8 protein-coding genes and 1 tRNA gene are annotated in these 13,974 nt (G+C 72.5%); all 9 read left to right on the plus strand.

What is annotated here, in order from left to right; genetic code table 11:
* Positions 1-90 precede the first annotated feature (90 nt).
* A complete protein-coding gene (locus HDA41_RS22320) occupies positions 91-1,617 on the plus strand; it encodes a DUF7059 domain-containing protein (RefSeq protein ID WP_184986498.1) in 1,527 nt (508 codons plus the stop codon).
* A 281-nt stretch (positions 1,618-1,898) separates the two neighbouring features.
* Positions 1,899-2,096 (plus strand): hypothetical protein, encoded by a 198-nt coding sequence (locus HDA41_RS22325; RefSeq protein ID WP_184986500.1) that lies wholly within the window; start codon positions 1,899-1,901, stop codon positions 2,094-2,096.
* A 247-nt stretch (positions 2,097-2,343) separates the two neighbouring features.
* Positions 2,344-5,190 (plus strand): type I DNA topoisomerase, encoded by a 2,847-nt coding sequence (gene topA, locus HDA41_RS22330; RefSeq protein WP_184986502.1) that lies wholly within the window; start codon positions 2,344-2,346, stop codon positions 5,188-5,190.
* Between the two features lie 209 nt (positions 5,191-5,399).
* On the plus strand, positions 5,400-8,696 hold the full coding sequence (tmk, locus tag HDA41_RS22335; protein ID WP_184986504.1) for a dTMP kinase: 3,297 nt from the start codon (positions 5,400-5,402) through the stop codon (positions 8,694-8,696).
* Between the two features lie 146 nt (positions 8,697-8,842).
* Positions 8,843-10,048 carry a DNA polymerase III subunit delta' gene (locus HDA41_RS22340; protein WP_184986506.1) on the plus strand — a complete coding sequence of 402 codons (1,206 nt, stop codon included), beginning with the start codon at positions 8,843-8,845 and terminating at the stop codon, positions 10,046-10,048.
* A 119-nt stretch (positions 10,049-10,167) separates the two neighbouring features.
* A complete protein-coding gene (locus HDA41_RS22345; protein WP_184986508.1) occupies positions 10,168-11,802 on the plus strand; it encodes an alpha/beta hydrolase in 1,635 nt (544 codons plus the stop codon).
* Between the two features lie 107 nt (positions 11,803-11,909).
* Positions 11,910-11,986: transfer RNA gene (locus HDA41_RS22350), tRNA-Thr, on the plus strand.
* A gap of 1,161 nt (positions 11,987-13,147) precedes the next feature.
* Positions 13,148-13,300 carry a hypothetical protein gene (locus tag HDA41_RS22355; protein ID WP_184986510.1) on the plus strand — a complete coding sequence of 51 codons (153 nt, stop codon included), beginning with the start codon at positions 13,148-13,150 and terminating at the stop codon, positions 13,298-13,300.
* Positions 13,297-13,794, plus strand: a complete 498-nt coding sequence (locus tag HDA41_RS22360) for a YbaK/EbsC family protein (protein ID WP_184986511.1) — start codon at positions 13,297-13,299, stop codon at positions 13,792-13,794. The genes HDA41_RS22355 and HDA41_RS22360 overlap by 4 nt, the downstream gene beginning before the upstream one ends.
* Positions 13,795-13,974 lie beyond the last annotated feature (180 nt).

Below are 13,974 nucleotides of genomic sequence, written 5' to 3' on the forward strand. Positions count from 1 at the left end.
GACCGGCGCTACCCGGCGGGGCATGCCGGACCGGCGCTCCATCCCGGCACAGGCGCGTGCGATGCCGGTGCAGGCGGCCACAATGGGGGCGTGAGTAACGCCAGCCAGTCACCCCTGTCCCCGCTGCCCTCCTCCGACCGTCCCGATGTCGCCGCCCGGCTCCGGGACGCCCTGCTCGGAGCCTCCTTCACCGCCGACGGGCTGCTCGAACTGCTCGGCGCCCCCGCGTACGCGGCCCTGGCCCGGAGCGAGACCGTGCCCGCGCTCCGGGCGACCCGCGGGGACACGCAGCTGGAGTTGCTGATCCGGCTGTTCCTCCTGCAGCAGCCCGCGGCGCACGCGCGCGTGGCGGAGGTCCTGCCCGTCGACGCGTGCCTGGACAGCGGCTGGCTGACGCGCGTCGGCGACGAGCTCGCCGCCACCGTGGACGTGCGGCCGTACGGCGGGCCCGGCGGCGAGGACTGGTTCATCGTGTCGGACCTGGGCTGCGCGGTCGGTGGCGCCGGCGGGATCGGCCGGCGTGACGAGGGAGTCGTCCTGGGAGTCGGCGGCGCCTCCACGACCCTCGCCGGCATCACGGTCCGTACGCCCGTCGCCGCCGCGCTCGACCTCGGCACCGGCTCCGGCATCCAGGCGCTGCACGCCGCGCAGCACGCCACGCGCGTGACGGCCACCGACCTCAACCCGCGCGCCCTGCACATCACCGCCCTCACGCTGGCGCTGTCCGGCGCCCCGGCCGCCGATCTGCGCGAGGGCTCCCTGTTCGAGCCGGTGCGGGACGACGAGAAGTACGACCTGATCGTCTCGAACCCGCCGTTCGTGATCTCTCCCGGCGCCCGGCTCACCTACCGCGACGGAGGGATGGGCGGGGACGATCTGTGCCGCACGCTCGTCCAGGAGGCGGGGGAGCGGCTGAACGAGGGCGGGTTCGCGCAGTTCCTCGCCAACTGGCAGCACGTGGAAGGGGAGGACTGGCAGGAGCGGCTCAGGTCATGGGTGCCCCGGGGCTGCGACGCGTGGGTCGTGCAGCGCGAGGTGCAGGACGTCAACCAGTACGCCGAGCTGTGGCTGCGGGACGCGGGCGACCACAGGGAGGACGTGGCGGAGTACCAGGCGCGGTACGACGCCTGGCTCGACGAGTTCGAGGCGCGCAAGGTGAAGGCGGTCGGCTTCGGCTGGATCACCCTGCGCAGGACGGGCGCCGCCGTGCCCTCCGTCACGGCGGAGGAGTGGCCGCATCCGGTCGAGCAGCCGCTCGGGGACACCATCCGGGCCCACTTCGACCGGCTCGACTACCTGCGTGACCACGACGACGCCGCGCTGCTCGAAGCGCACTTCCGGCTCGGCGCCGAGGTCGTGCAGGAACAGGTCGGACTGCCCGGCGCGGAGGACCCCGAGCACGTCGTGCTGCGCCAGAACCGCGGCATGCGCCGGGCCACCCGCGTGGACACGGTCGGCGCGGGCTTCGCGGGCGTGTGCGACGGCACGATGAGCGCCGGCCGCATCCTCGACGCCATCGCCCAGCTGATCGGCGAGGACCCGGTCCTGCTGCGCGACCGCACTCCGGCGCAGATCCGGCTGCTCGTCGAGCAGGGGTTCCTGGAACCGGTCCGCTGAGGGACTCGGCAGGAGTGCCCGCCGGGTGGACGCCCCACGCGTCACTTCTCGCACCCCACGCCCCGTGCTCACGCTCCACGGGCCCTCGCGGAGGAAGCTCGTCAATAAAATTCGAGTCGATTTGAACACCTCGTCCGAAACGGTCCGTGAGGGGCCGGACGTCCCCGATCCGCGGCTGCGTCGCCCCGGCGTTCACCTCCGGTTCGCCTGCCCGCCGCCCACGCGTGTCAGCCTCCGGTGGCTGGGGAGGCGCGGACGGGAGAAAAGGGGCGCGGCGAGCCATGGAGAGCGAACCGGCGATCTTCGCGGGAGCGGTGTTCTCCCTGTTCGGAGGCGGCTTGCTGGCATGGACCGTGACACGCGTACGCCGGCACCAGCCGGTTGCCCAGGGCGTGAGCCCCGTCGCGTCGGCGGCCCTCGCGAGCGTGGTCGCGGTGCTCGCCCTGGCGGTCGGAACCTGGTGCTTCACCCGCCTCTGAAGCCGGTGTCGGCGTTGCGCCTGTGGGTAACCGGTAGGTTGCGCTCCGCATAGGGCCGTGCTTGCTCCGGGCACTCCGGGCGGCAGGAATGGTGGTAGTCGGGTTACCGTTCGAGTGGCCGTTGCGGGCTTTTCCCGTTTGACACGAGGGCGGGATGTACCGTCACACTCCGCAGCGTCACCACGACCCGACCCCGGGAGACGAACCCTGGGGAGGCCCCCAGCGTCGACCGGAGAGAAGAGCGAAGTTGTCCCCGACCAGCGAGACCGCACAGGGCGGCCGCCGACTCGTCATCGTCGAGTCGCCTGCCAAGGCGAAGACGATCAAGGGCTACCTGGGCCCCGGCTACGTAGTCGAGGCGAGCGTCGGGCACATCCGCGACCTTCCCAACGGCGCCGCCGAGGTGCCCGAGAAGTACACCGGCGAGGTCCGTCGCCTCGGTGTCGACGTCGAACACGACTTCGAGCCGATCTATGTCGTCAACGCCGACAAGAAGGCGCAGGTCAAGAAGCTCAAGGACCTGCTGAAGGACTCCGACGAGCTCTTCCTCGCCACCGATGAGGACCGCGAGGGCGAGGCCATCGCCTGGCACCTCCAGGAGGTGCTCAAGCCCAAGGTCCCGGTCAAGCGGATGGTCTTCCACGAGATCACCAAGGCCGCGATCCAGGCCGCTGTCGCCAACCCGCGCGAGCTGAACCAGAAGCTGGTCGACGCCCAGGAGACCCGCCGCATCCTCGACCGCCTCTACGGCTACGAGGTCTCGCCGGTCCTGTGGAAGAAGGTCATGCCGCGGCTGTCCGCCGGCCGTGTCCAGTCGGTCGCCACACGACTCGTCGTGGAGCGGGAACGCGAGCGCATCGCCTTTCGTTCGGCTGAGTACTGGGACCTGACGGGCACCTTCGCGACCGGCCGCGCGGGAGACCTGTCGGACCCGTCGTCGCTGGTCGCGCGCCTGCAGACCGTCGACGGCAGGCGGGTCGCGCAGGGCCGCGACTTCGACTCCCTGGGACAGCTGAAGAGCGCGAACACCCTCCACCTCGACGAGGCGAACGCCCGCGCCCTGGCCGCCGCCCTGGAGAACACGAGCTTCGCGGTCCGGTCCGTCGAGTCCAAGCCGTACCGCCGCTCGCCGTACGCCCCGTTCCGTACGACGACGTTGCAGCAGGAGGCCAGCCGCAAGCTCGGCTTCGGTGCGAAGGCGACGATGCAGATCGCGCAGAAGCTGTACGAGAACGGCTACATCACCTACATGCGTACGGACTCCACGACGCTGAGCGACACGGCCATCGCCGCCGCCCGCGCCCAGGTCACGCAGCTGTACGGCGCCGACTACCTGCCGCCGCAGCCGAGGACGTACGCCGGGAAGGTCAAGAACGCGCAGGAGGCCCACGAGGCGATCCGGCCCTCGGGTGATCGTTTCCGCACCCCTGCCGAGACCGGACTGACCGGCGACCAGTTCAAGCTGTACGAGCTGATCTGGAAGCGGACCGTCGCCTCCCAGATGAAGGACGCGACCGGCAACAGTGTCACGGTGAAGATCGGCGGCACGGCGGCCGACGGCCGGGACGTCGAGTTCAGCGCGTCCGGCAAGACGATCACGTTCCACGGCTTCCTCAAGGCATACGTCGAGGGCGCCGACGACCCGAACGCCGAGCTCGACGACCGCGAGCGCCGGCTGCCCCAGGTCACCCAGGGCGACGCCCTGAGCGCCGAGGAGATCACGGTCGACGGGCACGCCACGAAGCCCCCGGCCCGCTACACCGAGGCCTCCCTGGTCAAGGAGCTGGAAGAGCGCGAGATCGGCCGCCCGTCGACGTACGCGTCGATCATCGGCACGATCCTGGACCGCGGCTACGTGTTCAAGAAGGGCACGGCCCTGGTGCCGTCCTTCCTGTCCTTCGCCGTGGTCAACCTCCTGGAGAAGCACTTCGGGCGGCTCGTCGACTACGACTTCACCGCCAAGATGGAGGACGACCTCGACCGCATCGCCCGCGGTGAGGCACAGGCCGTGCCGTGGCTGAGGCGGTTCTACTTCGGCGAGGGCACGTCCAACGGCAGCGCGGCCGACGCCGGCAACGGCGACGGGGACCACCTCGGCGGCCTCAAGGAGCTGGTGACCGACCTGGGCGCGATCGACGCGCGCGAGGTGTCGTCGTTCCCGGTGGCCAACGGCATCGTGCTGCGGGTCGGCCGTTACGGGCCGTACATCGAGCGTGGCGAGAAGGACACCGAGCAGCACCAGCGCGCCGACATCCCGGACGACCTGGCGCCGGACGAGCTGACCGTCGACCTCGCGGAGGAGCTGCTCGCCAAGCCGAGCGGTGACTACGAGCTGGGTACCGACCCGGCCACCGGTCACACGGTCGTCGCCAAGGACGGCCGCTACGGCCCGTACGTGACGGAGATCCTCCCCGAGGGCACCCCGAAGACGGGCAAGAACGCGGTCAAGCCGCGCACGGCGTCCCTGTTCAAGTCGATGTCCCTGGACACGGTGACCCTCGACGACGCCCTGAAGCTGATGTCGCTGCCGCGTGTGGTCGGCACGGACGCCGAGGGCCAGGAGATCACCGCGCAGAACGGCCGCTACGGCCCGTACCTGAAGAAGGGCACGGACTCGCGTTCGCTCCAGTCCGAGGAGCAGCTCTTCACGATCACGCTGGAGGAGGCGCTGGCGATCTACGCCCAGCCGAAGCAGCGTGGCCGGGCGGCCGCCAAGCCGCCGCTGAAGGAGCTGGGCACCGACCCGGTCAGCGAGAAGCCCGTCGTCGTCAAGGACGGCCGCTTCGGGCCGTACGTCACCGACGGGGAGACCAACGCGACCCTGCGCTCCGGCGACAGCGTCGAGACGATCACCCCGGAGCGCGGCTTCGAGCTGCTCGCCGAGAAGCGCGCGAAGGCCCCGGCCAAGAAGACCGCGAAGAAGGCGGCCAAGAAGGCCCCGGCCAAGAAGGCTCCGGCGAAGAAGACCACGGCGGCCAAGAAGACCGTGGCGAAGAAGACCACGACCGCGAAGAAGGCGACGGCCAAGAAGACCACCACCGCGAAGAAGACGGCCGCCAAGACGGCGACCGCCTCGGAGCCGGCGGAGGACTGAGGCTGGTTCAGGGCCCGTCGGACCCGCCCGGACCCCGCGCGAGGTCCGGGCCAGGTCCGTTCGGGATCTGTTCGGTATCCGGACCGCCAAGGTCCGGATCTTCGCCGAGGGTTCGGAAAGCGAACGTCCCGGCAACACTTCGGTGTCGGGGCGTGCGCATGCCAGGCCGGGCATGCCAGGGTGTCGGTGGCTCCCGATAGGCTGAATGCATGACGCGAGCCGAGCATCCAACGGCCTCTCAGCCGGCCCCCGACGACGCCCTGGTCGCGGACTCCCGCGAGCGTGCCGTCCGCGCCCTGCTGCGCCGTCCGCAGTTGAGGCGGTTGTGGAGCGCACAGCTCGTGGGCGGCGTGGGCGACACCCTCGCCCTTCTCGTGCTGGTCGTCCTAGCTCTCCAAGCAGCCGTCGCCGAGGGCTCGTTCGGGGGCGGCTATCGCGGCGTGGCGTTCGCAGTGGCGACCGTTTTCGGGGTGCGCATCCTGGCGACGCTCCTGTTCGGCGCCGTGCTCCTCGGCCCGCTCACCGCGCTCACCTCCCAGGACGGTCCGCTGGATCGCCGCTGGACCATGGTGGGCGCGGACGGGCTGCGCGCGACGCTGCTCATCGTCGCCCCGCTGTGGATCGACTGGACGCCCGAGGACGCGCTGGCCATCCTCCTCGTCACGGCCTTCGTGACCGGAGTCGCCGAGCGGTTCTGGACGGTGTGCCGCGAGAGCGCGGCCCCCGCGCTGCTGCCGCCCCCGCCGCCGGAAGGCGCGACGGTCCGGCCGCTGCCCGACCACATGGACGCCCTGCGCCGCCTGTCGCTGCGCACCGGCTTCGCCTCGATCCCGCTCGCGGCCGTCGCGCTCGTCGTCGCGGCCCTGTTCAACAACCTGCTGGGCGCCGGCGTCGACTGGTTCGGCGAGCACCAGGCGGCCCTCGCCTCCTACGTGGCGGCGGGGCTGTTCGCCGCGTCCCTGTCCGTGCTGACCTTCCTGGAGCTGCCCGGCACGCGCACCCCGCGCGCGCGGTCGCCGCTCGAGGGGCTGCGCCGCCCGAAGACCACCACCGGCGCCGACAAGGGCCGCACCGGCGTGATGCCGCTGCTGGTGCTGGCCTGCGCGGCCGTCGCCGCCGCGGTGTCCGCCGCCGTCGCCGTGGCCGTGCTGCACGCCAAGGACCTGGGCGGCGGCCCGGTGCTGTACGGGCTGTTCGTGGCCGCGCTGACCGGCGGTGTCGTCGTCGGCATCCGTACGGCGCCCTCGCTGCTGCCCGCCCTCTCGCGCCGCCGGCTGCTCGCGCTGGCCATCGCCTTCACCGGTGTCGCTCTGCTGGCCGCCGGACTCGTCCCGGACGTCACCAGCGTGCTGCTGATCCTCGCGCTGGCCGGCGTCGGCGCGGGCATGGCCGCCAACATCGGGCACATCCTGCTGGACCAGGAGACCGAGGAGTACCGGCGGTCCCGTACGACGGAGCACCTGCACGCGGTCGTCCGCGTGTGCGTGGCGCTCGGTGCGGTGATCGCCCCGCTGGTGGCGGCCGGGATCGGGCCGCACCGGCTGGAGAGCGGCAAGTTCGTCTTCGCGCACGGCGGTGCGGCCTTCATGCTGATGCTGGCCGGTGCCCTGCTGCTGCCGGTGGCCGCGCTGGTGCTGGCCAAGGTCGACGACCGCTCCGGGGTGCCGCTGCGCCAGGATCTGCGCGACGCCCTGCTCCGCGGTGATGACCCGGAGCAGGCGCCCGCCGCCTCCGGGTTCTTCATCGCCCTGGAGGGCGGCGACGGGGCCGGGAAGTCCACGCAGGCCGAGGCGCTCGCCGAGTGGATCCGCGGCAAGGGCCACGAGGTCGTGCTGACGCGCGAGCCGGGGGCGACGCCGGTGGGCAAGCGGCTGCGGTCGATCCTGCTGGACGTGTCGAGCGAGGGCCTGTCGCACCGCGCGGAGGCGTTGCTGTACGCGGCCGACCGGGCCGAGCACATCGACACCGTCGTACGGCCCGCCCTGGAGCGCGGCGCGGTCGTCATCTCCGACCGGTACATCGATTCCTCCGTGGCCTACCAGGGAGCGGGCCGCGACCTGTCGCCGACCGAGATCGCCCGGATCAACCGCTGGGCCACGAACGGGCTGGTGCCGCATCTGACCGTCCTGCTGGACGTCGCTCCGGAGACCGCGCGCGAGCGGTTCACCGAGGCGCCGGACCGGCTGGAGTCGGAGCCGGCCGAGTTCCACGCGCGCGTGCGGGCCGGTTTCCTGACCCTGGCCGCGGCCGACGCCGGGCGGTACCTGGTGGTGGACGCCGGCCAGGAGCCCGAGGCCGTCACGACCGTCATCCGGCACCGGCTCGACCAGGTGCTGCCGCTGTCCGAGGCCGAGATCAAGGCTCAGGAGGAGGCTCGGAAGAAGGCCGAGGAGGAGGCCCGTCGGAAGGCCGAGGAAGAGGCGGCGCGCAAGGCGGAGGAGGAGCGCCTGGAGCGTGAGCGCCAGGAGCAGCTCGCCCGGCTGCGCGCCGAGGAGGAGGAGCGCAAGCGGCGCGAGCTGGAAGAGGCACAGCGCCGCGAGGCCGAACGGCAGGCGGAGGAGGCCCGGCGACGGGCCGAGGAAGCGCGCAGAAAGGCCGAGGAGGAGCGGGCACGGCTCCTCGCGGAGGAGAAGGCCCGCGCCGAGGAGGAGGCCCGGCGCAAGGCCGAGGAGGAGCGCCGCCGCCAGCAGGCCGAGGAGGAGGCCCGGCTGCGTGCCGAGGCCGAGGCGCTTCGCGTGGAGAAGCAGCGCAAGGCCGAGGAGGCCCTGCTGCGGGCCGAGGAGGCGCGGCGTCTGGCGGAGGCGGCGGCCGCTGCCGCGGAGGCCGGGCCGAAGCGCACCGCCCCGCGGGGTGTCGCCGGTTCGACGGTCGCCCAGGACGCGGCGACGGTGCCCACGCCCGTGGTGAAGCCGGGCGGCGCGGCGGACGACACGACCGTGCTGCGCCCGGTGCGGGACGAGGAGCAGGGCCCGGGCCGGACCTCCGGTGGGTCCGATGCCGACGTGACGGCCGAGCTGCCCATACCGCCGGTTCCGCCGGGTGCGGGGGAGGAGACGGAGGTACTGCCGCCGGTCCACCCCAGGTCCGCGTCCGGATCCGGGGACGAGACCGAGGTGCTGCCCCGGGTGCCCTCCGGGGCGGGCGACGAGACGGCGCCTCCGGTCCGGCCGGGGGACGCGGACGAGACGGCCGTGCTGCCTCCGGTCCGGCCGGGGGACGACGATGAGACGGCCGTGCTGCCGCCCGTACGCGGGGACGAACCGGCGGATCGGGTTCCGCCCGGGTACTTCCGCGAGGACGCCCCGGCCGCCCGGCCCGACGGTGAGGGCCGTACGCGGGAGCTGCCCCAGGTCGACGCCGAGGGCCGGCCCCGTCGGCGGTCCGACTGGGCCGAGGAGACGCCGCTGGACGACCTGCCCTCGCTGGCGGACGAGCTGCTCGGACCGCACGAGGAGGAGCCGGACGACGGGCGGGGACGCCGGGGGAAGGGCGGCCGGGGCCGCTGAGGCCTTGGGCGGTCGGCAAGGGAGCCCGGGCCGGCGCAGGAGACGGCCCGGGCGGCCCGCGAGATCAGGTGGCGGCAGGCGTTGTCAGTGGTCACCCCCACAATGGATCTCGTACCGCGGAACGTGACGGAAGGGCGGCGTGACCCATGACCGTGTGGGACGACCTCGTCGGGCAGGAGAGGGTCAGCGAGCAGCTGGCCGCCGCCGCCCGGGACGCCGACGCCCTGGTCACCGCGGCCGCGGCCGACGCTCCCCCGCCCGAGGCATCGAAGATGACGCACGCGTGGCTGTTCACGGGCCCGCCCGGGGCCGGGCGGAACCAGGCGGCGCGGGCGTTCGCGGCGGCCCTGCAGTGCGTCAGCCCGGACCGGGCCCTCGGCGGCTCCCCGGGCTGCGGCTTCTGCGACGGATGTCACACCGCCCTGATCGGCACGCACGCCGACGTCACCACCGTCGCCGCGGTCGGCACACAGATCCTCGCCGACGACATGCGCGACACGGTCCGCAAGTCGTTCACGTCACCGGCGAACGGCCGCTGGCAGGTCATCCTCGTCGAGGACGCCGAGCGGCTGAACGAGAAGTCGGCCAACGCCGTCCTCAAGGCCGTGGAGGAGCCCGCCCCCCGCACGGTCTGGCTGCTGTGCGCCCCCTCCATCGAGGACGTCCTGCCGACGATCCGCTCCCGCTGCCGCCACCTGAACCTGAGCACGCCGTCGGTCGCCGCCATCGCCGACATGCTCGTCCGCCGTGAGGGCATCGAGCCGGACGTCGCCGCCGCGGCGGCCCGCGCGACCCAGGGCCATGTCGACCGGGCCCGTCGCCTGGCCACCGACCCTGCCGCCCGGGAGCGCCGCGCGGCCGTGCTGAGGCTGCCGCTGCGGGTCGACGAGATCGGCAGTGCCCTCAAGGCCGCCCAGGAGCTCGTCGACGCGGCCACCGAGGACGCCAAGCAGCTCGCGGAGGAGACGGACGCCAAGGAGACCGAGGAGATGAAGGCCGCCCTCGGCGCCGCCCAGGGCGGCCGCATGCCGCGCGGCACCGCGGGCGTGATGAAGGATCTGGAGGACAAGCAGAAGCGCCGCAGAACGCGCACGCAGCGTGACAGCCTCGACCTCGCCCTGACCGACCTCACGGCCTTCTACCGCGACGTCCTCGCCCTCCAGCTCGGCTCTCGCGTGGCCATCGCCAACGCCGACGCCGAGGACGCCCTGGAGCGCCTCGCCCGCAGCAGCTCCCCGGAGTCCACGCTCCGCCGCATCGAGGCGGTCGCCGCCTGCCGCGACGCCCTCGACCGGAACGTGGCCCCGCTGCTCGCGGTGGAAGCCATGACGATGGCGCTCAGAGCGGGCTGAGCCGACAGGGTCCGCCCGGCACCGCACACGAGGTGGACGCGGAGTTGACGCTGTAACTCGTACGAGGCACGACACGCACGCAGGGCATCCGTTCCGTCGCGCAGAGTTACGCTCGCTGGATGGACACAAGGCGCACTCCCCGCTCCGCCGACCGCTCCGTCTCCCGTTCCGGCGGCCCGCACCGCCGGACCCGCGGCGCAGTCAGCACCGCGGCCGGCCTCCTCGCCACGGCCGCGCTGCTCGTCTCCGCCTGCTCCTCCGGGAGCTCGACGACGTCCGCCACGGCTGCGGCGGACGAAGCGGCACTGGTCGCGCTGCCGCGGGCCACCCCCGCGGCACTCACGTCGTACTACGACCAGAAGCCGGCCTGGCGCGGCTGCGGCGTCCCCGGCTTCCAGTGCGCCACGATCAAGGCGCCGCTCGACTACGCCGAGCCGGCCGCCGGAGACGTCCGGCTCGCCGTCTCCCGCAAGAAGGCCACGGGCCCGGGGGAGCGGCTCGGCTCGCTGCTCGTGAACCCCGGCGGGCCGGGCGGCTCGGCGATCGGCTACGTCCAGGCGTACGCGGGCATCGGCTACCCGGCCGAGGTCCGGGCCCGCTACGACATGGTGGCGGTCGACCCGCGCGGTGTGGCCCGCAGCGAGCCCGTGGAGTGCCTGGACGGGCCGGAGATGGACAGGCACACGCAGACAGACACCACGCCCGACGACGCCGAGGAGACCGACGGGCTGGTCGAGGCGTACCGGACGTTCGCCGAGGGCTGCGGCGCGGACGCGCCCCGGCTGCTGCGCCATGTGTCCACGGTGGAGGCGGCCCGGGACATGGACATCGTGCGGGCGGTGCTCGGCGACGAGAAGCTGAACTACGTGGGTGCCTCCTACGGCACCTTCCTCGGCGCGACGTACGCCGGGCTCTTCCCGGACCGGACGGGCCGGCTGGTGCTGGACGGCGCGATGGACCCGTCGCTGTCCGCGCGGCGGCTGAACCTCGAACAGACGGCGGGCTTCGAGACGGCGTTCCGGTCGTTCGCGCGGGACTGCGTACGGCACGCGGACTGCCCGCTGGGCGGCGCGGGCACCTCGCCCGATCAGGTCGGCAAGAACCTGAAGGCGTTCTTCGAGAAGCTGGACGCACGGCCGGCCGCCACCGGCGACGCCGACGGCCGCCGCCTCACCGAGTCGCTGGCCACCACCGGCGTGATCGCGGCCATGTACGACGAGGGCGCCTGGCAGCAGCTGCGCGAGGCGCTGACGTCGGCGATGAAGGAGAACGACGGCTCCGGGCTGCTCGCCCTCTCCGACGGCTACTACGAGCGGGACGCCGACGGCGGCTACAGCAACCTGATGTTCGCCAACGCGGCCGTGAACTGCCTCGACCTGCCACCCGCCTTCGACACCCCCGACGAGGCGCGCAGGGCGCTCCCCAAGTTCCAGAAGGCGTCCCCCGTCTTCGGCGAGGGCCTGGCGTGGGCCGCCCTGAACTGCGCGTACTGGCCGGTGCACGCCACGGGCGAGCCGCACCGCATCGAGGCCAAGGGCGCCGCCCCCATCGTCGTGGTCGGCACCACCCGCGACCCCGCGACCCCCTACCGCTGGGCGCAGGCCCTGGCCGGCCAGCTCTCCTCGGCCCGCCTCCTCACCTACGAGGGCGACGGTCACACGGCGTACGGCCGCGGCAGCTCGTGCATCGACCGCACGATCAACGCGTACCTCCTCGGCGGCACCCCTCCCAAGGACGGGAAGCGCTGCTCCTAACCGGGCGCCCAGCCCCGGAGCGCCTGCCTCCGGGGCTGGTGCGGAGCACCCTCGGAAACTGTGTAGACTTACCGTCGTTGCTGATCGCACCATAGTGCGGACAGCGCGCCGCCTTAGCTCAGATGGCCAGAGCAACGCACTCGTAATGCGTAGGTCTCGGGTTCGAATCCCGAAGGCGGCTCCATCAAACCCCAGGTCGCGTAGTCGCTGACCTGGGGTTTTCTGGTGCTCGGGGTAGGGCGGGGCGCGCGGCCGGAGTGTCCTGGGTTTGCCTGCGTGAGCGATGCGTGAGCGGGGACGCTCTTGATCGTGGTCTGGCTGCACAGGCCCACACTCCGCAACTGCTGCCGGCGTCTTGGCTGTCGATGGCTGGGCGGGCGGCGGCCGAACGAACAGCAAGTTGTCGAATCCCGTAGCCCCGGTTGGGGAAATGGCCTGTACTTGTCCTGACGGCCTGCGGGCAGTCGCCGCCGTCACCGCGATTGCGCGGTGCCGGCGACGAGGTGGCCACTGACCGGCACCGGCTTTGTCCGGCGCCCGGGACTGGCCGCGAGGGGGCGAAAAGGGGGGATAAGTGTGCAGGCAGGGGAGTGCATCGCTACTGAGTGCAGTAGTCCAACGTTTCCTGGCTACGACTACTGCTACCACTGTTATCGGGCCGACCAGCACGCGCAGGAACTCGCAGCTGCACAAGCCGAGCGGGAGAGGCTTCGGGCTCTGGCCAAACAGCAGCGCAAGGAGCGTAAGGCCGCTGAGCGCGTCATCCAGCCGACAGGACCCTCCTCCAGACGGAGCGGCCCCAGGAGGCGGCGCGCGTCTGCGGAGACGAAGCCCGTGACGAGTCGGCCTCGTGGGGTGAAGCAAACGAAAAAGAAGCCGCCGACGTACTGGATCTGCACGCCCTGCGGCGTTGCCGTGGACGATGCCAAGGCACGGTGCGTCTCCTGCGGCAGGGGAGCAACTTCCGGGGCCGCGTCCACACACCAGAACGATCGCGGGACGGCCCCGCAGAGGAAACAGGGCTCTGCGAAGGAAGGCCCCCAGCGCACAGTCCAGCCGAGGTCACCGGTCGGGAGCATGCCGCTTCAGAGCAAACCAAGGCCAGCAATCGTCAAGGCCCCGCCAACACTGAAAGCCCGAGCCCTCAAGCCACCGCCGGAAAAGCTACCCGAGCGATCACCGGGCTGGTGGGAGACAAACGACAGGTGGTGACGTCGAAGCAAGGCCCGGGCCGGCTCGGCGGAAGACCGACTATCTGAAGGCGCTGCGCGCTCACCTGCCCGTCGACCTCACCGTGGATCCCGATGCGCCGACGGGTGACGGGACTTGGAGGCACCTGCGGCGCATGTCGTACCTTGCGGAGGCGACGCGTGACTGGCGGTCCTGGACCGACGCGCCGCCGTCCTTCGTCGACACTTTCGTCAGCCGGCTGGAGCGGTGCTACGCGGCCCCGTTCCGTGGCCGTACGCCCGCCAAGGCCCTGGGAGGCCCCAGTTGAGTCCCTTTGAGCAGATCCTCGACCTTCTCGACCGGGAGAAGGCCACCTACCGCGTGGTCGAGCACCCGGCCGAAGGACGCTCCGAGGAGGTGTCCGCGGTGCGCGGCACGACCGTGTCGCAGGGCGCGAAGGCGCTCGTGTGCCGGGTGAAGGGGATCGAGTCCCCGGCGGTGCTGGCCGTGCTGGCGGGCGACCGGCGCGCGGACCTGAAGAAGGTCGTCGCCGCGGTCGCGGGCAAGAAGGGCGGCTTCGCCCCGTCGGAACTGGCCGAGCAGCTCACCGGCTGCGTGGTCGGCGCCATCCCGCCGCTGTCGCTGTCCGGGACGCTGCCCGTCGTCGTGGACGCGGAGTTCCTCGCGGCCCACGAGGAGATCGCTTTCAACGCGGGCCGGCTGGACCGGTCGGTGGTCATGGCCACAGAGGACTACGTCCGCATCGTGGCGCCCGCGGTGGCGCCCATCGCGGCGCCGGCGGTTCCGGCCGCCGCGGAGTAGGGACCGACACGAGTCAAGGGGGGTGCGTCGGCTTGCGCGTGCGCATCGGGGCACAGTTCGTCGCGCTGGCGCGCGCGTGGGGCTCGAGTTTCCTGTTCGTCAAGGTCGCGCTGGAGGGGCTGACGCCCGCTCAGGTGGTGTGTGGGGGCGACTGGTGCTGGGCGCGCCGGCGCTCTGCGC

This window comes from Streptomyces caelestis (genome assembly GCF_014205255.1).
Taxonomy (GTDB): domain Bacteria; phylum Actinomycetota; class Actinomycetes; order Streptomycetales; family Streptomycetaceae; genus Streptomyces; species Streptomyces caelestis.

What these genes read in the sequence shown, in the direction of transcription:
- HDA41_RS22325 (WP_184986500.1), top strand. Translation starts at nt 1,899, where the DNA reads ATGGAGAGCGAACCGGCGATCTTCGCGGGAGCGGTGTTCTCCCTGTTC.
- tmk (WP_184986504.1), top strand. Translation starts at nt 5,400, where the DNA reads ATGACGCGAGCCGAGCATCCAACGGCCTCTCAGCCGGCCCCCGACGAC.
- HDA41_RS22340 (WP_184986506.1), top strand. Translation starts at nt 8,843, where the DNA reads ATGACCGTGTGGGACGACCTCGTCGGGCAGGAGAGGGTCAGCGAGCAG.
- HDA41_RS22345 (WP_184986508.1), top strand. Translation starts at nt 10,168, where the DNA reads ATGGACACAAGGCGCACTCCCCGCTCCGCCGACCGCTCCGTCTCCCGT.
- HDA41_RS22355 (WP_184986510.1), top strand. Translation starts at nt 13,148, where the DNA reads ATGTCGTACCTTGCGGAGGCGACGCGTGACTGGCGGTCCTGGACCGAC.